This window comes from Candidatus Pelagibacter sp. HIMB1636 (assembly GCF_052047675.1).
Taxonomy (GTDB): domain Bacteria; phylum Pseudomonadota; class Alphaproteobacteria; order Pelagibacterales; family Pelagibacteraceae; genus Pelagibacter.
Genome location: NZ_JBNAJP010000001.1, coordinates 1,071,971 through 1,093,341 on the forward strand (window position 1 = coordinate 1,071,971; position 21,371 = coordinate 1,093,341).

Sequence of the window (21,371 nt, forward strand, 5' to 3'; positions counted from 1 at the left end):
CTAAAGATTATAAACTAGGGAATTGTATTTCTATCAATGCTCCTTGCTTATCTAGCCTATTGGATGCTTCAATTTTTCCATCATGAAGATCAACTAAATTTTTTACAATATTTAAACCTAATCCTGAATGCTCACCAAAATTTTCTGGTCTGTTACTGTAAAAACGGTTAAAAATTTTTGAAGTATCTTTTTCTTTAAATCCTTGTCCTTCATCTAAAATTTTAACTATAACTTTTTTTTCTAATCCATTTGAAACATTCACAATTACCTCACTACCATCTTCACTAAATGAAATAGAATTATCCAATAAATTAGCAACGATTTGTTCAATCCTATTTTCTATTCCATTAATTAGATACTCTGACTTTCCATCATTTTGATAGTTTATACTTATATTTTTCTTGAATTTATAAATGTTGTTATAATCATCAACAACAGATTGGATAATTGGTTGTATATCTAATTTTTTCATTTGCTCTTTACTAAGAGCAACTTCATCTTTCAACATTTGTGAATAATCTGTAATTAATCTTTCAATTCTTTGAACGTCATGAGTAAGAATATCTAAAAGCTTAGTTCTTTGATTTATATCTTTTGTATCTTTTAAAATTTCCGAAGCACTTTTTAAAGATGCTAGTGGATTTCTTATTTCATGAACTAAATCTGTTGAGAAATTTTCTGCATGAGAAATTCGTTTTTGTAATTCATTTGTCATATCCTCCATTGAATTTGATAATAATCCTAATTCATCATTTCTATTCTTCAAATTTTCAATTCCTGTTTTGCCAGCGTTTTTTTCTTTTACTTTGATCGTGTATCCAACTAGGTTTTGAATTGGTTTAATAAAATATCTGCTAAGTACAAAAGAAAAAATTAAAATTACAAAACCAACTGATATAGCTGTTCTAATTACAAATGCTCTTCTCTCATCTATAGCTGTCTTAATCTCATTGGCGTTCTCCGAGATAACTATAAAACCTAAATTATTTTCATCACTTTTTACATTTTTAACTGTTGTAACTTTAAATTGATTTAAATTATCTTCTGTAAAAGTATAAAAATTTCCATAGTTATCTGAATTATTATACCTTTCTAATAAATCTTTAAATGAAGCCTTTGTTTCATTATTTTGAGAAGAATTATTTTCTTTGTTTTCATCTTCATTGACTTCTTCACTCAAACTTTCAAATTCAATTTTATCTAATCGTGTTGAAAAAGATCGTGGATCAAGATCTAAAGTATCAGTATCACCAATTAATTCTAATTTATTATCGAAGAAAATGACTCTGTCTAAATTTTGAAAAATAAATCTTGTAGAAAATAAAAATTTTCTAATGTCATTTTCCTGAAATTTTATATTCAATCTTTTAATATTATCAGTCGTATTATTAATAATATTAATATGATCTTCAGATTTTTTTTTTAATAAACTTGGTTCAATATTAGTAAGATAAATAAGTGTAAATAAACCAATAATTGTAAATATTACAAAGTTTATAAATAGAAATTTTTTAAGAATAGAAAGAGTCTTTAAGTATTTACTAAACATCAGCTAACATTCCATCTATATCCACTACCATATCTAGTTTCAATAGCTGAAAAATCAGGATCTACTTTTTTGAATTTTTTTCTTATTCTTTTGACGTGACTATCAATAGTTCTATCTTCAATATCTGTATCTTCTCTGTAAGCAATGTCCATTAGTTGAGCTCTTTCTTTAATAATCCCAGGTCTTTTTGCCAATTCTTTAACAATCAAAAATTCAGTAGTTGTTAATTTATCTGGCAATTGTTTGCCATTCCACTCACACTCAAGCTGAGATGGATCGAGTTTTAATCTACCATGTGATATTAAGCTTTTATTTTCCTCTAATGTATTGTTTGAGTCTTTTTTTCTTAATTGAACTCTTATTCTTTCAATCAAAACTTTAATTGAAAATCCTCCAGATTTTTTTACAAAATCATCTGCACCTAATTTTAATCCTAGCAACTCATCAATTTCATCATCTTTGGATGTTAAAAATATTACCGGCAGAGAAGTTTTTTTTCTTAATTTTTTAAGCAATTCTTCGCCATCCATTTTAGGCATTTTAATATCAATAACTGCTAAGTCAGGTGGCATTCTAGTAAGACCGATTAATGCACTCTCTCCATCAATATAAGTTTGAACTTTGAAACCCTCTTTTTCTAAGGCAATACTAAGACTAGTTAGTATGTTTCTGTCATCATCAATTAGAGCTATAGTTTGTGTTTGCATTTTTATTTTTACATTTAAAAATATTAAATTGTTCTAAATTAGGCAATTGAATATAATTAGTGAAGCATTCCCCAATTATCACCAACATTTACATCAACTGTTAAAGGAGTAGAAAAGGAATGATAATCACTTTGAGTAACACTGGTCATCTCATTCTGTATTAACTTGACCATTGCCTTTTCCTCTTTTTTTGGGACTTCAAAAATAAGCTCGTCGTGTATTTGAAGAAGTATTTTTGATTTCAAATTTTTTTCTTCATTCAATTTTTTGTATAATCTGATCATTGCTAACCTCATAACTTCAGATGCTGACCCTTGTATTGGAGCATTAATTGCTGCTCTCTCTTGAAAATTTCTTACATTAAAATTTTTATCATTTATTCCATTAAAATGAGATCTTCTTCCGAATATGTTATTTACATAGCCACTTTTTCTACAAAACTTAATTGTGCTCTCCATATAAACTTTAATTTCAGGAAATTTAGCAAAATAAGCATTAAGAAATTCTTCTGCTTCATAATTAGAAACATTTATTTGTTTGGCTAAACCATATTGAGAAATTCCATAAATTATTCCAAAGTTTATTGCTTTAGCCTTCCTTCTGTGGTCTTGATTTACCTTTTTGATATCAATATTAAATATTTGGCTAGCTGTTAATGAGTGAATATCCTCGTTATTGTTAAAAGCTTTTTTAAGTTCTTTAACATCTGCAAGATCTGCTAAAATTCTCATCTCAATTTGATTATAATCCGCGGATATTAATAGATGATCTTTTTTAGCCTTAAACGCTTTTCTTATATCTTTTCCATCTTCAGATTTAATTGGAATATTTTGCAAATTTGGATAACTTGAAGCTAATCTGCCTGTTGTTGTTGCTGCCAATAAAAAAGATGTGTGAACCCTCTTTGTATTTGGATTAATATGCTCTGGCAAAGCGTCGGAGTAAGTATTTTTTAATTTTGAAACCTGTCTCCAATCTAATACTAATTTTGGAAATTCATGACCTTTGAAGGCTAAATCTTCTAAAACACTTGCACTTGTTGCAAAACTTCCCTTTTTTGTTTTTTTTGTCCCTGCAATCTTAAGATCATTATAAATAATTTCTCCTAATTGTTTTGGTGAAGCAATGTTAAATTCTTTCTTAGAAATCTTGAAAACTTCTTTTTCAATTTTTTTAATTTTTTTATCAAATTTAGAGGAAAGAGAATTTAAAAATTTACTATCTACTTCAACACCTTCGATTTCCATAAATGCAAGTATTTTAATTAGTGGTTTTTCAAAAATCTCATAGATATTAAATAATTTTTCAGATTTTAAACTTTTGATAAATTTTTTATATAACCTGAAAGTAACGTCTGCATCTTCTGCTGCGTAATTTTTTGCTGTTTCTAATTCTACCTCACTAAAATTTATTTCTTTTTTGCCAGTACCAACAATTTCTTTAAATGAAATTGTTTTATGTCCAAGATGGATATCCGAAAGGGTGTCCATGTTATGTCTGTTCTTTCCAGCATCTAATACATAAGACATAAGCATAGTATCTTCCATTGACGAAAGTGAAATGCCAAGTTTGTAGAAAACTATAAAATCAAATTTAATATTTTGACCAATTTTTTTAACACTTGGGTCCTCTAATAAATTTTTTAATTTATTGATAACGCTATCTTTATTTAAACAATCCTTAGATTTATGACCAACTGGGATGTAACAAGCTTTTCCAATTTTTGAACAAAGTGAAATTCCAACTAAATCGGCCTGATGGGGGTCCAACGAACTTGTCTCTGTATCGACAGCAACTTCCCCTGCTTCCTCAGCTTCTTCTATCCACTCATCAATTTCATTAATATCTGTAATTAGATGATAATCTTTATTGCTTATTGGTTTTTGTTTTTCAGTAGATTTTAAATTATTTTCAGATCCAGATAACTTTGGTTCCCCATAAGCTGAAATTGCAGAACTTAACAATCTATTAAATTCCATTTCTCTTAAAAATTTATAAAGTTTATCTTTATCAACCTCTTTGAGTTTAAATTCTGTTAAGTTTTTATTTACTGGAGACTTATTATCTAGAGTTACAAGTTTTTTACTAATTAAAGCTTTATCTTTATTCTCTATTAAAGTTTCTCTTCTTTTGTTCTGTTTAATTTCATGGGCAGAGTCTAATAATTTTTCTAGAGTACCATATTTATTAATTAATTCTGCGGCTGTTTTAACTCCTATTCCTGGAACACCAGGTACGTTGTCACTACTATCGCCTGCTAAAGATTGAACATCTATAACTTTTGAAGCATCAACACCAAACTTTTTAATCACATCGTCCTCTGTGATAAATTTATTTTTCATCGGGTCAAAAATTCGAACACCTTTTTTATAAAGTTGCATTAAATCTTTATCTGATGAAACGATTGTAACTTTAGCCTCTTTTTTGAGTATTTGATCAACATATGTGGCTATGAGATCGTCAGCTTCATAGTTTGGCAAATCTACAGAAGGTAAATTAAACGCTAAAACTGATTTTCTAATATACTCAAACTGAGGTGCTAGATCATCTGGGGCTTCTGATCGATTAGCTTTATAATCACTATAAATTTCATTTCTGAAAGTCTTTCTGGCAGAATCAAAAATTACAGCAAAATGTGTTGGTTTTTGTAAATTTTGATCAGATTTTGAATCCTCTAACAATTTAAACAACATGCTACAAAATCCACTTACAGCACCTGTGGGTAGTCCATCACTTTTTCTAGTCAATGGTGGTAAAGCATAATAAGCTCTAAAAATATAACCAGAGCCATCAATTAAATAAAAATGATCTGTTTTTTGTATTTTATCCATGAAGATTAACAAATATTACATTGCTAATAATTTCTGTATATAAAAAAATAAATTTAAACCTTTAAGCTAATATAGCTAGATTATTTTTTATATTTTGAGTATTATTTTACTATGGAACTTACAAAAAACTTAACACAAACAAAAATCATAAAATCTTTGTTAGCTGTGATTCTGGGTTCAATTGCTTTAACTATCTCTGCAAAAATTAAAATTCCATTTTATCCAGTTCCAATGACAATGCAGACATTTGTTGTTTTATTCTTAGGTGTAAGCCTAGGTTATAAAATTGGATTAGCTTCTGTAGGTTTATATTTGTTAGAGGGGATTGCGGGATTACCTGTATTTTCAAACTCTCCAGAAAAAGGAATTGGTATAGTCTATTTTACAGGCCCAACGATGGGCTATTTAATTGGTTTTTTAACTGCTTGTTATTTAGCCTCAAAAATTAATACAAAAGATAGTTTTATAATTATTCTAACTAAATTAGTTATTGCAACATCTACAATCTATATCTTGGGTTTAATATGGCTGGGTACTCTGATTGGTTGGGATAAACCGATATTTTCACTTGGTGCAAAACCATTTTTATTAGCAGAACTATTTAAAATTATTATTTTAGCTTTAGCCGCTAAACAAATAATTAAAATAAGAAATATTATCTAGGGGATCTTTTAGATAAAATTCTTTGAAGAGTTCTTCTGTGCATCTTCAATCTTCGAGCTGTTTCAGAAACATTCCTATTACATAATTCAAATACTCTATGAATATGTTCCCATTTAACTCTATCTGCTGACATTGGATTTTCTGGTGGTGCAGCCTTTTTAGCTGGATCTGCCAACAATGCTTTTTCTACATCTTCTGCATCTGCTGGTTTTGCTAAGTAATCAATTGCACCTTCTTTAATAGCTGCAACTGCAGTGGGAATATTTCCATAACCCGTTAGCATTATAATTCTACTATCATTATTAGAAGATTGAATCTCCTTAACGACCTCAAGGCCATTACCGTCTCCAAGTCTTAAGTCCACAACTGCAAAACCTGGTTTTTTACTTTTAACGGATTCAACTCCCTTTTGTACACTCTCAGCTTGAAAAACTTCAAAACCTTTTTTTTCCATAGCTCTTGCCAATCTTTCTCTAAAAGGATTGTCATCATCTACTATTAGAAGCGACTTATTTTCGAAATCGCTTAGATTTTGTAATTTGGCTTCGTTTTTCATCAACCTTATATGGGGTCAAAATCTGATATTACAATATATGAAAATTGCGCAAATCAGCCTTGAATTATTTGCTTTACATTGCCTGTGTTTACATTATATGGCTCAAATTATTAAAGTTTTATTAAAAACTTTTTTTTATTAAATTTTTTTTGGAGGCATATGAAATGCAAAAATTTAAGTCAGTTGAAGAACTTATAAATCAACTGAAACCTGAAAAGCCTGTTTATTGTATTAGGAAGAAATCCATAGAGTCTTCGGTTAAATTTTTCTTAGATAAGTTCCCTGGAAAAATCTTATATGCAGTTAAAACAAACCCACATCCCGAAGTTATTCAAACAATTTTAAACACAGGTGTAAACCAATTTGATGTTGCCTCAATTGAAGAAATTAAAGCTATAAGAAAACTTACTCAAAATGCAAAATGTTCTTATATGCATACTGTAAAAAGTAGAGAAAGTATCAAAGAGGCCTATTTTAATTATGGTGTAAAAACTTTCTCATTAGACACAAAAGAAGAGTTAATCAAAATTATTGAAAGTACAAATAATGCAAAAGATTTAGAATTATTTGTAAGAGTTGCTGTTTCAAATGAGCATGCTGAAATTGATTTATCTAAAAAATTTGGAGCACTAACATCTGAAGCTGTAGGATTACTAAGATTAGTAAAACAATATGCAAAAAAAATTGGATTAAGTTTCCATGTTGGATCGCAGTGTATGCATCCAATTTCATATGCTAAAGGTATAAATGAGATTGGAAATATAATTAAAAAAACAAAAATAATCCCTGATACAATAAATGTTGGTGGAGGATTTCCAACAATTTATCCAGATTTAATTCCGCAATCATTAGATGAATACTTCAATGAAATTAAAAAAAGTTTGTCTAATTTAAAATTAGAAAAGTTGCCGGAGATAATTTGTGAACCAGGAAGAGCATTAGTTGCGGAAAGTGGTTCAACAATAGTTAAAGTTAATTTAAGAAAAAAACAAAAACTTTATATAAACGATGGAACATATGGAACCCTATTTGATGCAGGAACACCTAACATAGTTTATCCATCTAAAATGATTAAAGAAAATTCAAATAAAATAATTTCAAAAAAATTGACTGCTTTTGATTTCTTTGGTCCTACTTGTGATAGCATGGATTATATGAAAGGACCTTTTCTATTACCAAATAATATTAAGGAAAATGATTACATAGAGCTTGGTCAACTTGGAGCATATGGATTAACTTTTAGAACACAATTCAATGGTTACTATTCAGATGAAATTTATGAAGTTGAAGATAAACCAATAATGTCAATGTATGAAAAAGACGTTAACAGCGCTCATATGGTTGCTTAATGTCAGACCAAAAAAATCCAGGACATAACAGTAAAAGAGATTTTTTAAAAAATCCTGTCGAACATATAGATATTACTTCATTTGACTCTAGAACAATTATTTCTTCAATGGAGAAAATGTCATTTGTATCTAGAGAAACTGCAAATGCAGCGAACATTTACAACGAAATGCTTAAAGATAAGGAATGTACAATTTTTCTTACTTTAGCAGGATCAACATCTGCAGCAGGATGTATGAATATTTATAAAGATCTTGTTAAATACAATATGGTTGATGCCATTGTAGCAACAGGGGCATCAATTGTAGATATGGATTTTTTTGAAGCTCTTGGATTTAAACATTATCAGGGATCTCAGTTTCAAAACGATACTGAATTAAGAGAAAACTATATTGATAGAATTTACGACACATATATCGACGAAGAAGAGCTTCAAATGTGTGATAAAATTATTTGTGAAATAGCAGATACTTTAGAACCAAAAAGTTATACCTCGAGAGAGTTTATTTTAGAAATGGGAAAATATTTAAAAAAAAATTCAAAAAAGAAAGGCTCTTTAATTGAAACAGCTTACGATAATAATGTTCCAATTTTTTGTCCAGCTTTCACAGACTCAAGTGCAGGTTTTGGTCTTGTAATGCATCAGGAAAAAAATCCTAAAAAACATATGACTATAGACTCAGTTAGAGAATTTAGAGAACTAACGGAAATTAAAATCAAATCAAAAGGTTCTGGTTTATTTATGATTGGTGGAGGAGTTCCTAAAAATTTTATTCAAGACACTGTTATTTGTGCTGAGCTTCTTGGTAAAAATGTAGATATGCATAAGTATGCTGTACAAATTACAGTTGCTGATAGTCGAGATGGTGCATGTAGTAGTTCTACTTTAAAAGAAGCAAGTTCTTGGGGTAAAGTAGATATCACTAAAGAACAAATGGTATTTGCTGAAGCAACAAGTGTATTGCCATTAATTGCTAGCGATGCTTACCATAAAGGTGAGTGGAAAAATAGAGAACGAAAAAACTTCTCAAAAATATTTATATAAAATTGAAATACTTATCAAACAAACATGGTTTCTTGGGAATTGATAATACATTCAAATTCAAAGAAAAAGTAGTAGTTGTTCCATTTGGACTAGAAAAAACAGTTAGTTATGGTGGTGGAACAAAAAATGGACCAAAAGAAATTATCAAAGCTTCTCACCAAGTTGAACTTTATGATGAGGAACTAAATTGTGAACCTTACAAAAAAATAGGTATCAAGACATTAAAACCATTCAAAATTGATAAAAATATCAAAGTAGCATTAAATAAAATTTCTAATATCAATGGGGAAATTTTAGATAAAAAACTATTTCCAATGACTTTTGGTGGTGAACATTCAATTACACCAGGGTGTATTGTTCCTTTTACAAAGAAATATAAAAATATTTGTCTTTTACATTTCGATGCACATGCAGATTTACGTGAAAGTTATAATGGTGAAAAATTTTCACATGCATCTGCAATAAGGAGATGTTTAGATTATAAAAATGTGTCTTTGATCTCTTTTGGAATTAGAAATATATCAGAAAGTGAAATTCCATTTTTGAAAAAAAATTCAAATAGAATAGATATCTTCTGGGCAAAAGATAAAAAAAAATGGAATTTAAATAAATTTAAAAAATTAATTAAAAATAAGACTGTTTACTTAACGTTTGATGTCGACGGATTAGATTCAAGTATTATGCCTGCTACCGGAACACCTGAACCAGGTGGATTATTGTGGGACGAGACATTAGAGATAATTAGAATTGCAGCAAAAAATTCAAATATAGTTGGAGCTGACATTAATGAACTTTCTCCAATTAAAGGCTTCAACTCCTATAATTTTCTTGTTGCTAAATTAGCTTACAAAATTTTATCTTATAAATTTTTATATTAGACTTTAATTGGCTTAAATATTTTTAATAACATTCTAAATGGTATTAACATTATTAGTGCTACTATCAACTTAACAGCTAAATCACCTAAGGACAAAGTTACCCAAGGAACTCCTGTTCCATAAAATGATATTGAGAAAAATAAAAAAGTATCAATAGTTGAACCAATTAATGATGAAGTTAGAGGTGCAACAAACCACTGTTTTTTTCTTAAACGATCAAATATTTGAATATCTAGCAATTGGGCTGTAAGGAAAGCAACTCCAGATCCAACTGCAATTCTAATGGATATTAAATCATCGAAGTTTGTTGAAAAAAATAAAGTAAAAATAATTCCTATAAAAAAACCAAAATAAACTATTTTTCTCGCAATTATCTTTCCATAAGATCTATTTGCTAAATCAGTTATCAAAAAAGCTACTGGATAACTAAAAGCTCCATAAGTAAGAATTTCATTTAATCCATAATAATTTATTGGAAATTGAACAAGATAGTTTGAAGATAAAACAACCACACCCATCATTAAAGATAGGCTGATAAAAAATTTATTCATTAAGCAGATTTAGCTACAGGCTTTTTTTTATATGGTGATTTTAATAAAATAACTTTTTTAAGTTTTTTTAATCTTGGTGATATATTTTTATTTTTTACAGTTTTTAAGAACTCGTCAAAACTTCCTTTTTTATCAACTGATCTTACTCCTGAATTACTAACTGTTAGTTTTAAACTTCTTCCAGCAAGCTCACTTGTAAATTTTACTTTTTTTAAATTGGGTAAAAATCTTCTTTTAGTCTTATTGTTAGCATGACTAACATTATGACCCTTCATAGGAATTTTACCAGTTAGTTCGCATTTTTTTGACATAATTTCAGTGCCTATATAAGGGGAGATATTAAGGGCGTCAAGTTTATTAAAATTAAGAAAGAGTTTTATTTCCAACGATTTCTGAAATATTTTTCACTCCATCTCTAAGAAGTAATTCTTTTAGCTCTTTTTTAATGTTTGCAGCAATGTTGGGTCCCTGAAATACCATACCGGTATATAGCTGAATATAGTCTGCCCCTGACAAAAATTTATCATGTGCAGACTTCCCAGAGTCAATACCTCCCACTCCAATTATTTTAATTCTACCATTTAACAATTTAAAGAATTGATTAATAAGTAAATTTGATTTTTGTTCAATTGGCTTTCCTGACAAGCCTCCTTTTTGGTGTCGTTGAATATTTTTCAAATCATCTCTAGTACTTTCTGATGTATTTGAAATAATTATTGCAGATATATCATTTTCTAAAAGAATCTCTGATATTAATTCTATTTGCTTTAAATCAATATCTGGAGAAATTTTAACTACGATTGGAATATTTATTTTCAGTTCATTTTTTTTATCTTTGATTGATTTTAATAATTCATTTAATTTATTTTCATCATGAAAATTTCTTAAATTTTCAGTATTCGGAGAAGAAATATTAATTGTAATATAATCAGCAACTTCATGAAATTTTTCTAATCCAATTAAATAATCATTTAATCGATTATCAGAGTCTTTATTTGGTCCAACATTTACTCCAAGTATTCCATTTTTTTTATTTGATTTTATTCTATTTAAAATAGTTTCAGATCCTTGATTATTAAATCCCAATCTATTAATTAACGCTTGATCTTCAACTAATCTAAATACTCTTGGCTTTTCATTACCATATTGTTTTAAAGGAGTAACAGTTCCAACTTCAACAAAACCAAATCCCAATTTAAACAAAGGATTGTAAACTTCTGCATTTTTGTCAAAACCAGCTGCTATTCCTATTGGATTACTTAAATCTTTACCAAATATTTGAGTTTTGAAAATTGGATCATTTTTATTTTCATCAAATACATTTGATACCAAATTAAATTTTAAAGATTGAATTGCTAGAGTATGAGCTTTTTCTGGATCTAATTTGAAAATTAAAGATCTTAAATTTGAATACATTATTTGAGTTTACTCATTATAAGGTCTTTTGTTTCATTAACACCAAAAAAACTTATAAAAAATCCCATTCTTGGTCCATTTTCATCACCAAAAACTACCTCATAAATAAGTTTAAACCAATCTCTTAAATTTTCAGCATAACCATTTTCTTTTCCAGTAGAATAAATCAAAGTTTGAATTTCCTCTGGTGGCATCTGATCATTGCATTTTTCTAAAGTTGAAATTAAAGCCTCAAGCGCTTTTTTTTCATCTTCAGAAGGCGTCTTGTATTTTTTTTGAGACTTAATTACATCATTAAAATATTTAATTGCATATCCTACTAATCCATCAAAAATTGGAAAATTAGTTTCTTGAATATTTGGTTTGTATTTTTTTACAAATTTCCATAACAAATCTTTACTATCTGCATTACTTGTTTCTACTAAGTTCAATAACATTGAAAAACTCATAATCATGTCTTCTTTTGGAATACTCCCATTGTGGACATGCCACACTGGATTCATTACTAATTGCTGCTCAGTCTGCTTTTTAGATTTTTCAATGTTATCCAAATACTCATCTACTGCTTTTGGAACTATTTCTTTATAAAGTTTTTTAGCTCTTTTTGGATTTTGATACATATATAAAGATAAACTTTCTGGTGAAGCATACTTCAACCATTGATCAATAGTTATTCCATTACCTTTAGATTTTGAAATTTTCTCACCCTTTTCATCTAGAAAAAGTTCATATGCAAATCCTGATGGATTCTTTTTACCCAATAAATTGATGATTTTTGTAGATAAAATTGCACTTTCAATCAAATCCTTGCCATACATTTCAAAATCAATATCTAAAGCAAACCATCTCATTGCCCAATCTACTTTCCACTGTAATTTACAATTCCCGTCTAAAATACTACTCTCTAATTTTTTACCTTTATTATCGAATATTATTTTAGAATTAGACTGATCAATTTCTATAACAGGTATCTCCAAAACATGACCTGTGTCAGGACAAACTGGTAAAAAAGGACTGTATGTTTTTTGTCTTTCTTTCCCAAGTGTTGGTAAAATAATATTCATTATTCCTTCATAATTTTCTAAAATGATTTTCAAAGTAGGATTAAAAATTCCTGCCTTGTACAAAGATGTAGAACTTTTAAAATTATATTCAAAATTAAAACTGTTTAAAAAATCCTTCAGCATTTCATTATTATGTTCTCCAAAACTATTAAATTTTTGAAAAGGATCAGGCACTTGTGTTAAGGGTTTGTGAAGGTTTTTTTGCAACAATTCTTGGTTAGGAACATTATCTGGAACTTTTCTTAAGCCGTCCATGTCATCTGAAAATGTAATAATTTCCGTTGGTAAATCTGTGAGTTGATTAAGTGCATTAACCATCATTGAAGTTCGTGCAACTTCTCCGAAAGTTCCTATATGAGGTAATCCACTTGGACCATATCCGGTTTGGAGAGTAATCTTACCTTTTTTTTCAATAAAAGCTTTTCTTTCACGAAGCATTTTTTTAGCTTCAACAAAAGGCCAAGCACTTGTCTTTTCTAGGACATCTTTTTTAATCATGAATTGCTCTTTTTAACCTTAAACTAGTGATTATATTAATTCTTATAGAGTTGAAATTTATTTACCATAAAATATTGTTCTTTCAAAATGTCTAATTACAAAACTGTTTTTTTTACGCTTGGAATTCTGCAAATAATATTGGGTGTATCAATGTTCATCCCAATTATAGTACAATTCTTTTACTCAGAGATAGACTCATCTTTCTTTGGCTCATCTATTGTAACCATAATCTTTGGAACTTTATTTTTTTTATCAAATTTAGATCACGATAAAAAACTTAATCTACAACAAGCTTTCTTATTAACTGCACTTTCTTGGATTAGTATTGCTGTATTTGGATCTTTACCTTTTGTATTCTCTAGTATTGAGCTTTCAATTACAGACTCTTTTTTTGAAAGTATGTCAGGAATTACTACAACTGGATCTACAATAATCTCAGATTTAGAGAACGCACCAAAGGGTCTTCTTTTATGGAGGGCTATTTTACAATGGCTAGGTGGAATTGGAATAATTGTAATGGCGATTACTTTAATGCCTACAATGAATGTTGGAGGTATGCAATTATTTAAAATTTCAAGTAATGACTCTTCAGAAAAAATACTCCCTAAGTCAAAAGAAATAGCACTTAGATTAATTTATATTTACTCAGGATTAACAGGCCTTTGTGCAATCACTTATTGGATATTTGGTATGGGTAAATTTGACAGCTTAACCCACTCAATGACTACAATTGCTACTGGAGGCTTTTCTAACTACAACGAGTCAATTGGTTACTTTAATAGTTTACCAATTGAAATTTCATCAATGTTTTTTATTATATTGGGAAGTATTCCTTTCATTGCTTACATTAAATTTATAAGTGGTAACAAAAAAATTTTTTTAAATGATATTCAAATCAAAACTTTTTTAAAAATAATATTATTCACTGTTATTATTTTATCTATTTACTTATTATTTTCTAACCAAGAAAACTTTAGTTTAAGATCAATATTTTTTAATACTATATCAATTTTGAGTGGTACTGGTTATGTAAACGCAGAATTTGATAGATGGGGTAGTTTTCCTATAACCTTGTTTCTTGCGCTGATGTTTATAGGTGGATGTGCTGGATCTACAGCTTGTGGTGTAAAAATATTTAGAATTCAAATTCTCTATCTATTTATTCTAAACCAATTAAAAAAAATAATTTATCCTAAAGGGGTATTTGTAATTAAGTATGATCAAAGTGCAGTTGATGAAAAGTTTATAGCTTCAATTATTTCATTTATTTATTTTTATATTGTAATATTTTTTACTCTTACTGCATTGTTATCGTTAACTGGTTTAGATTTTATTACAGCTATCTCTGGTGCCGCTACATCTATTTCAAATGTTGGACCTGGTCTTGGTCCAATAATTGGCCCAAATGGAGATTTTTCTTCGTTACCAGACCTTTCTAAATGGATTTTAACAATTGGTATGATTTTAGGTAGACTTGAGCTATTTGCAATATTAGTATTGTTTTTACCATCATTTTGGAAAAATTAAGTATGTCTGAAATAAAAAAAACATCCTGGTTAGAATCCATTTCAGTTTACAAAGATATCCGGATGCTAAGAATTTTATTACTTGGTGCAATCAGTGGATTTCCATGGGTCTTGATTGCTAGTAGTTTAAGTCTTTGGTTAAAAGAAGAGGGATTAAGTAGATCTACTATCGGATGGGCAGGACTTATTTTTGGAGTTTATGCTTTTAATTATCTTTGGGCACCAATTATAGATAGAATTCAAATTCCTTTCCTAAATAAAAAATTAGGTCACCGAAGAGGATGGATCGTTTTAATGCAATTAGTAATTCTATTAAGTTTACTAGTTTGGAGTATTATAAACCCTACAGAAAACTTAGCGTTAATAATTACAGTTGGATTGATAATCGCTATAGCATCAGCAACTCAAGACATAACTGTAGATGCATTAAGAATTGAACAAATTAACGAAAATGAAGGAAAATCAATGGCAGCAGGTGCTGCTGTGGCTGTAGTTGGTTGGTGGACGGGTTACAAATTAGGTGGTGTAGTTGCTTTATTTACTGCAGAGTTCTTTGAAAATATTGGTATCCAAGATTACTGGCAAGCAACTTTTTTAATATTAGGTGTTCTAATTATTTTAATGAATATTGCCCTAATGTTTGTTCATGAACCAGTGGAAACTGACAGACAATCAAAACAAAAGGAAACCGACAATTTAATTAAAGGTAAACTAGGATCTAGCAATATTATTACAACGTTTATTGCCTATATATCTGGAACAATTGGTGGGCCTATAATTAGCTTCTTTAAAAAAAATGGTTTCTCCATAGCTGCAGGAATTTTAGGATTTGTCTTTTTGTTTAAAATTGGAGAAGCATTCATGGGTAGAATGTCGATTGTATTTTATAAAGAAATAGGCTTCTCAAAAGGACAAATAGCAATCTATTCAAAAGGATTAGGTTGGATCACAACTGTCGTATTTACTTTAATTGGTGGGGTAATGGCCATGAGAGCTGGAACTATAAAAACTATGTTCTTTGCTGGAGGATTAATGGCAATTACAAATCTGTTATTTGCTGTCTTAGCATGGACTGGTAAATCAGAATTATTATTTGCAATAGCAGTTATTGCTGATGATATTACTGCAGCTTTTGCAACTGTTGCATTTGTAGCATTTATATCTTTACTGGTAGATCGAACATACACTGCAACACAATACGCATTACTTGCATCTATAGGAACTGCTGGGAGGACAACTTTAGCATCATCATCAGGAGCTTTGGTAGATTGGTTAAATGGAGACTGGGGAACATTTTTTGTCTTAACAACTATTATGGTAATTCCTTCACTAATATGTCTATGGATGATAAAAAATAAAATTAAAATTGGTGCAAAATAAATTCTATTTTAAAGGTAGTTTTTCTAATATTTATAATAAACCTTCTAAATTTTCAGAAGTAACCTCACAAATATTGTATGGAGAGAAATTTAAAATTTTATCTAAAAATAAAAATTGGATAAAAATAAAATCTAATTTTGACAATTATACTGGGTATATTCAAAATAAAGATTATTCAAAAGAATTTAAAGCTAATTATAAAGTAAGTAACTTAAGAGCAAATATCTATAAAAAACCAAATTTAAAAACGAATATTTATCTATCTCTTGGATCAAAGTTGTCAGTTAAAGAAACTAATAAAAATTATGCTAGAATTGATAAAAATAAATGGATAAAAAAAAAAGATATAAAAAAAATAAATTATAAAGAAAAAAACTTTATTAAAATTTTTAAAAAATTTTTGAATATAAAATATATCTGGGGTGGAAAAAGTTACAAGGGAATAGATTGCTCAGCCTTATTACAAATATTTTACTATTATAATAATAAGTTTTTTCCTCGAGATACCAAAGATCAAATCAAATATTTAAAAGGAAATATAAAAAGAAATTATCAAAAGGGAGATATCATTTTTTGGAAAGGACATGTCGCAATGTGTTTAAATTCCAAGCAATTAATACATGCATATGGACCTGAAAAAAAAGTGTTGATCATGCCTATAATTAAAACAATTAGAAGAATTGAAAATACAGCAAAACTTAAAGTTAAAAAAATAGCTAAAATTAAAATTTAGCTTCTTCCAAAATCTGGCTTATTAATATCTTGTTTAAGTTTGATTATTTTTGATCTGACTTTTTTAGTTTCAGTAAGCTTGTTAATAATAGATTTATTATTTTTTGAATTAATATCAGATTTAAATGATTTCAAATTTTTAATAAATAAATCAATAGCATTTGAAATATTTTTATTGTTGTTAAAAAAAATATCTCGCCACATAATCTCATTAGAAGCTGCTATTCTTGAAAAATCTCTTAGTCCTCCTGCACTATATTTGATTAAATCATAGCTTTGTTTTTTCTCAAAATCTTGAGCTGACTTAACTAAATTATATGCAATTAAGTGAGGCAAATGACTAGTTATTGAAAAAATTTTGTCATGTTTTTCTGGTGACATGATTGTTACTTTTGATCCAATCTTCTCCCAAAATTTTTTCAGAAAATTTAAATTTTTTTTAATTGTATTTTTTTCTTTAATTAAAATACACCATCTACCCTCGAACATGTTGCTCTTTCCGTGCTGTGGTCCACTTACTTCAGAACCAGCAATTGGGTGACTGGAAGTCCATGCAATTCCTTTTTTTAAAAATTTTTTTATTATTTTTGATGATTCAATTTTTGAAGAACCAACATCTGTAATTAATGTGTTAGGAGAAATAAAATTATTTATTTTCATAATAATATTTTTGTATTCACTCATAGGTGTACAAAAAATAATAAAATTAGATTTTGTTACAGCTTCTTTTAATGAACTAACTACTTTTCCAGGTAATTTAAGATTTTTAATTCTTGATATATTCTTTTTTGACTTTTCATAAATAAATATTTTATTTGCTATTTTATTTTTGTGTATAGATCTTAAAACCGAAGATCCAAGCAAACCACAACCTATGATTAAAATATTTTTCATTTAATTAAAAATCTTTCTCACTGCATTCATGAATATTAAATTTTCTCTAGATGAGCCAATAGTTAATCTCAATTTGTTTTTAATATGATAACCATCTTCAGTAGATCTTAATATAATTCCTTTATTTTTTAATTTTTGGTAAAGAAAATTTGCTGAATATTTACAGTCATCAAAATTTAATAGTAAAAAATTTGCTGATACAGCGTTTGAAAAAATATTATATTTTTCGAGAAATTTTTTTAGTCTATTTGCATAATTTAAATTATGTCTAATTGACTTTTGAATGAATTGCTTATCCTTCAAAGACTCTGTGGCCGCAACTTGAGCCAAACCATTTACATTAAAAGGTGGTTTAATTACATTTAACGCTCTAATTATTTGTTTCGATCCATATCCCCAGCCAATTCTTAATGAGGCCAAGCCAAACATTTTAGAAAATGTTCGTAATATAAATACGTTGTCTTTATTTTTAAATAATTCTAAACCAGAGCTGTAATCATCATTTTTCATATATTCTGAGTACGCGTCATCAATTACTAATAAAATATTTCTATTCAACTTTCTTCTAAGTTCTAATGTCTCTTTTTTAGTTAAATATGTTCCTGTTGGATTGTTTGGATTTGCAATAAAAACTATTTTGGTTTTCTTAGATACTTTTTTCAATATTTCTTCAATTGAAACTTTAAAATTATTTTCTTTTGCAAATACAACTTTTGCACCAACAATTTTTGCATAAATCCTGTACATTAAAAAACTATATTGAGGAACAATCACTTCATCCTTTGGATGTAGATATAATTGACATAACATTTGAATTACCTCGTCAGAACCTGCTCCACATATTATTTTATCGAAATTGCATTTATACGCTTTAGATATTGCGATTTTAAGATTGGTAGACTTTCCATCTGGATATTTATCTAATACTAAATTTTTTTGAGATATTACTTTTTTTGCTAACGGGCTCATCCCTAAAGCAGACTCATTAGCTGACAATTTAATGACCTTTTTAATTTTGTTAATTTTAGATTTGCCAGGCTTATAAGCTTCTATGTTAAATTTTTTAAATTTAGGCGTGTTCATTTTTTTTATTTTTATGAGCTCTTTATAGATAAAAAAACAAATATTTATAGAGAATATGATCTTATTTTAAAAAATTGACATAAATTACAAGTTCTTGTACAAAATTTATGCGCTGATTTAACTGAATTGCGAGCGCTTAAAAAAAACCGCTAAAATAGTTTTTTTTCTCACAATTCATCTAAAGGCTTTAAAATGAATACAGAAAAAAATATTAAGACATTAATTATAAAAAAACCTCTTAAATTAGATTGCGGTAAAACTATAAACAATTTTCCAATTGCATTCGAAACTTATGGGTCTTTAAATGAGAATAAAGACAATGCTATATTAGTATTTCATGCACTAACTGGAGATCAATTTGTAACTGGTTTAAATCCTATTACTAAAAAAGATGGTTGGTGGAGTTTTGCTGTAGGCCCAGACAAAGCAATAGATACCAATAAATATTTTGTTATTTGTTCAAATGTAATTGGTGGATGTATGGGATCTTATGGACCAAGTCATAAAGATCCTGAAACACAGAAAACTTTTGGAACTGATTTTCCAGTTATTACAATTAATGACATGGTGAATGCACAATATAATTTACTTGAACACTTTGGAATTGATAAACTATTTGCAATTACCGGAGGTTCTATGGGAGGTATGCAAGTTCTTCAATTTATCACCAACTTTCCTGATAAAGCTAAAACGGTTATACCCATTGCCACAACTTCAAGTCATTCGGCACAAAATATTGCTTTCAATGAACTAGGACGACAGGCAATCACTGCTGACAGCAATTGGAAGGATGGAAATTATGAAGCTAATAACACAAACCCAGGTAAAGGGCTTGCTGTTGCAAGAATGGCAGCTCATATAACTTATCTCTCTAAAAAAGGTTTGCAGGAAAAGTTTGGAAGAAAATTGCAAGAAAGAGAAGATTTGAAGTTTGGTTTTGATGCGGATTTTCAAATTGAGAGTTATTTGAGATACCAAGGATCTGTATTTGTAGATAGATTTGATGCAAACAGCTACCTCTACATAACTAGGGCTATGGATTATTTTGATTTAGTTAAACAATTTAATGGAAATTTATCTGATGCATTTAAAAATACAAAAGCTAAATTTTTTGTTATTTCTTTTACTTCTGATTGGCTTTATCCAACCCAAGAAAATAAAGATATTGTTATAGCTTTAAATTCTATTGGAGCAGATGTTGGTTTTGTAGAAATTGTATCTGATAAAGGTCACGACTCTTTTTTATTAGATGTACCTGATTTTTTAAATGCACTAAAGAATTTCTTAGACAAATCTTATATAGAATTAAAAAATGAAAAGTGAATTTAAAGTAATATCAGATTTAATTGAGGATAATAAAAAAGTTTTAGATGTAGGTTGTGCAGATGGAACTTTGATGCAATTTTTAAAAGAACATAAAAATATAAATGTAAGAGGACTGGAAATTTCTAAGGAAAAAGTACAAGAATGTATTGCAAAAGGATTAACTGTAATAGAAGGTAACGCAGAGAAAGACTTAAAACAATTTCCTGATAAATCGTTTGACTATGTAGTATTGAGTCAAACACTCCAAGCATTTTTAAGCCCTGAAATTGTTTTAGATGAACTTTTAAGAGTTGGAAAAAAAGCAATTGTAACGATACCAAATTTTGGTAATTGGCAAGTTAGATTGCATTTATTATTTAAGGGCACAATGCCAATAACAAAATCTTTGCCAGAACAATGGCACAGTACACCTAATTTACATATGTGCACAATTAAAGATTTTGTAAATTTTATAAAATTTAAAGAAATTAAAATGATAAAAACTTTAGCTTTAAATAGCAACAACACTTCAAATATAACAAATAGTAATTTAGGAACTAAAAATTTATTTGCTGACCTTGGAATATTTTTAATAGAAAAATAAATGAAAGTTGAAATTATACCCTGCCTTCAAGATAATTATAGTTATTTAATTATAGATGAAGATAAACTGGAAGCTTGTGTTGTTGATCCAAGTGAAGCTAAACCAATAATCAATTACTTAAATGACAAAAATATTAAATTAAAATATATCTTAAATACTCATCATCACTATGATCATATTGGTGGTAATACTGAATTAAAAAAAAGATTTGGATCTGTTGTTTTAGGATTTAATGGAGATGCAAAAAGGATACCAGAGATTGATATCTTATTAAAGGATAACGAAAATTGGAATAGCGGAAATTTTAAAGCTAAAATTATTCACATCCCTGGACACACAACAGGACATATTTGTTTTTATTTTTTTAAAGAAAACTTATTATTCACCGGAGATACTCTCTTCTCACTTGGATGTGGTAGAATTTTTGAGGGTACATATGAACAAATGTATAACTCTTTAAATAAATTAAAATCTTTACCTAAAGAAACAAAAATCTACTGTGGCCATGAATATACTTTGAATAATTCAAAATTCTGCTTGGAACATGATTCTGAAAACTCTTCTTTGATAAAGAAAATAGAATTTATAAAACAACAAAGAAATAATAATTTGCCTACTATTCCATCAACCTTACAAGATGAAATTGATTGTAATATTTTTTTAAGAGCTAATGACCTAAAATCCTTTTCAAAATTAAGGGATTTAAAGGATAATTTCTAACTAATTCAGCTTGACTATAGGC

The 21,371-nt window shown here is 28.3% G+C and carries 20 protein-coding genes; 10 read left to right on the top strand and 10 right to left on the bottom strand.

Going from position 1 to position 21,371, the window contains the following annotated elements:
• Positions 1 to 7: 7 nt before the first annotated feature.
• Genes ACTTA6_RS05610 through polA form a run of 3 tightly spaced genes read right to left on the bottom strand, consistent with a single transcriptional unit; the run spans position 8 to position 5,087 of the window.
• Positions 8 to 1,549: a sensor histidine kinase gene (locus ACTTA6_RS05610; RefSeq protein ID WP_440613725.1), complete on the bottom strand. Its 1,542-nt coding sequence runs from the start codon at positions 1,547 to 1,549 to the stop codon at positions 8 to 10.
• Complete coding sequence (locus tag ACTTA6_RS05615) at positions 1,549 to 2,256, bottom strand: response regulator transcription factor (RefSeq protein ID WP_440613724.1); 708 nt, start codon at positions 2,254 to 2,256, stop codon at positions 1,549 to 1,551. The genes ACTTA6_RS05610 and ACTTA6_RS05615 overlap by 1 nt, the downstream gene beginning before the upstream one ends.
• A 56-nt stretch (positions 2,257 to 2,312) precedes the next feature.
• Entirely contained in the window at positions 2,313 to 5,087 is a 2,775-nt protein-coding gene (gene polA / locus ACTTA6_RS05620; RefSeq protein ID WP_440613723.1) for a DNA polymerase I, read from the bottom strand.
• 111 nt (positions 5,088 to 5,198) lie between these two features.
• Here polA and ACTTA6_RS05625 point away from each other — a divergent pair, with 111 nt between their 5' ends.
• Positions 5,199 to 5,750 (top strand): biotin transporter BioY, encoded by a 552-nt coding sequence (locus ACTTA6_RS05625; protein ID WP_440613722.1) that lies wholly within the window; start codon positions 5,199 to 5,201, stop codon positions 5,748 to 5,750.
• Here ACTTA6_RS05625 and ACTTA6_RS05630 read toward each other — a convergent pair.
• A complete protein-coding gene (locus ACTTA6_RS05630; protein ID WP_440613721.1) occupies positions 5,743 to 6,306 on the bottom strand; it encodes an ActR/PrrA/RegA family redox response regulator transcription factor in 564 nt (187 codons plus the stop codon). The two genes, ACTTA6_RS05625 and ACTTA6_RS05630, sit on opposite strands and share 8 nt — an antisense overlap.
• A gap of 164 nt (positions 6,307 to 6,470) precedes the next feature.
• On the opposite strand from ACTTA6_RS05630, the gene ACTTA6_RS05635 reads away from it, so the two are divergent.
• Genes ACTTA6_RS05635 through speB form a run of 3 tightly spaced genes read left to right on the top strand, consistent with a single transcriptional unit; the run spans position 6,471 to position 9,576 of the window.
• Positions 6,471 to 7,655 (top strand): type III PLP-dependent enzyme, encoded by a 1,185-nt coding sequence (locus tag ACTTA6_RS05635; protein WP_440613720.1) that lies wholly within the window; start codon positions 6,471 to 6,473, stop codon positions 7,653 to 7,655.
• Entirely contained in the window at positions 7,655 to 8,698 is a 1,044-nt protein-coding gene (locus tag ACTTA6_RS05640) for a 1,9-bis(guanidino)-5-aza-nonane synthase (protein WP_440613719.1), read from the top strand. Before ACTTA6_RS05635 ends, ACTTA6_RS05640 begins: the two co-directional genes overlap by 1 nt.
• Positions 8,699 to 8,700: 2 nt before the next feature.
• Entirely contained in the window at positions 8,701 to 9,576 is an 876-nt protein-coding gene (gene speB / locus ACTTA6_RS05645) for an agmatinase (RefSeq protein ID WP_440613718.1), read from the top strand.
• Here the strand turns inward: speB and ACTTA6_RS05650 are convergent.
• From ACTTA6_RS05650 to ACTTA6_RS05665, 4 genes are read right to left on the bottom strand one after another with little or no spacing between them, the layout of a single operon-like run.
• The gene (locus ACTTA6_RS05650) at positions 9,573 to 10,127 is read right to left on the bottom strand and encodes a queuosine precursor transporter (RefSeq protein ID WP_440613717.1); all 555 of its coding nucleotides are present in this window, start codon (positions 10,125 to 10,127) and stop codon (positions 9,573 to 9,575) included. The two genes, speB and ACTTA6_RS05650, sit on opposite strands and share 4 nt — an antisense overlap.
• Positions 10,127 to 10,438, bottom strand: coding sequence for a 50S ribosomal protein L28 (rpmB, locus tag ACTTA6_RS05655; protein WP_075506505.1), 312 nt, complete (start codon positions 10,436 to 10,438; stop codon positions 10,127 to 10,129). The genes ACTTA6_RS05650 and rpmB overlap by 1 nt, the downstream gene beginning before the upstream one ends.
• 52 nt (positions 10,439 to 10,490) lie before the next feature.
• Positions 10,491 to 11,543 carry a quinone-dependent dihydroorotate dehydrogenase gene (locus ACTTA6_RS05660; RefSeq protein WP_440613716.1) on the bottom strand — a complete coding sequence of 351 codons (1,053 nt, stop codon included), beginning with the start codon at positions 11,541 to 11,543 and terminating at the stop codon, positions 10,491 to 10,493.
• Positions 11,543 to 13,105 carry a lysine--tRNA ligase gene (locus tag ACTTA6_RS05665; RefSeq protein ID WP_440613715.1) on the bottom strand — a complete coding sequence of 521 codons (1,563 nt, stop codon included), beginning with the start codon at positions 13,103 to 13,105 and terminating at the stop codon, positions 11,543 to 11,545. The genes ACTTA6_RS05660 and ACTTA6_RS05665 overlap by 1 nt, the downstream gene beginning before the upstream one ends.
• Positions 13,106 to 13,192: 87 nt before the next feature.
• Between ACTTA6_RS05665 and ACTTA6_RS05670 the strand changes: the two genes are divergently transcribed.
• Genes ACTTA6_RS05670 through ACTTA6_RS05680 form a run of 3 tightly spaced genes read left to right on the top strand, consistent with a single transcriptional unit; the run spans position 13,193 to position 16,744 of the window.
• Complete coding sequence (locus tag ACTTA6_RS05670; protein WP_440613714.1) at positions 13,193 to 14,632, top strand: TrkH family potassium uptake protein; 1,440 nt, start codon at positions 13,193 to 13,195, stop codon at positions 14,630 to 14,632.
• A 2-nt stretch (positions 14,633 to 14,634) separates the two neighbouring features.
• Positions 14,635 to 16,011 (top strand): AmpG family muropeptide MFS transporter, encoded by a 1,377-nt coding sequence (locus tag ACTTA6_RS05675; RefSeq protein ID WP_440613713.1) that lies wholly within the window; start codon positions 14,635 to 14,637, stop codon positions 16,009 to 16,011.
• Positions 16,001 to 16,744, top strand: coding sequence for a C40 family peptidase (locus ACTTA6_RS05680; RefSeq protein ID WP_440613712.1), 744 nt, complete (start codon positions 16,001 to 16,003; stop codon positions 16,742 to 16,744). Before ACTTA6_RS05675 ends, ACTTA6_RS05680 begins: the two co-directional genes overlap by 11 nt.
• On the opposite strand, the gene ACTTA6_RS05685 is transcribed toward ACTTA6_RS05680, so the two are convergent.
• On the bottom strand, positions 16,741 to 17,637 hold the full coding sequence (locus ACTTA6_RS05685; protein ID WP_440613711.1) for a prephenate dehydrogenase: 897 nt from the start codon (positions 17,635 to 17,637) through the stop codon (positions 16,741 to 16,743). The genes ACTTA6_RS05680 and ACTTA6_RS05685 overlap by 4 nt on opposite strands.
• Positions 17,638 to 18,720 (bottom strand): histidinol-phosphate transaminase, encoded by a 1,083-nt coding sequence (gene hisC / locus ACTTA6_RS05690; RefSeq protein ID WP_440613710.1) that lies wholly within the window; start codon positions 18,718 to 18,720, stop codon positions 17,638 to 17,640.
• A gap of 192 nt (positions 18,721 to 18,912) precedes the next feature.
• Between hisC and metX the strand changes: the two genes are divergently transcribed.
• From metX to gloB, 3 genes are read left to right on the top strand one after another with little or no spacing between them, the layout of a single operon-like run.
• A complete protein-coding gene (gene metX / locus ACTTA6_RS05695) occupies positions 18,913 to 20,043 on the top strand; it encodes a homoserine O-acetyltransferase MetX (RefSeq protein WP_440613709.1) in 1,131 nt (376 codons plus the stop codon).
• Positions 20,033 to 20,629 (top strand): methionine biosynthesis protein MetW, encoded by a 597-nt coding sequence (gene metW, locus ACTTA6_RS05700; protein ID WP_440613708.1) that lies wholly within the window; start codon positions 20,033 to 20,035, stop codon positions 20,627 to 20,629. The genes metX and metW overlap by 11 nt, the downstream gene beginning before the upstream one ends.
• Positions 20,630 to 21,349 (top strand): hydroxyacylglutathione hydrolase, encoded by a 720-nt coding sequence (gloB, locus tag ACTTA6_RS05705; RefSeq protein ID WP_440613707.1) that lies wholly within the window; start codon positions 20,630 to 20,632, stop codon positions 21,347 to 21,349.
• Positions 21,350 to 21,371: the final 22 nt, after the last annotated feature.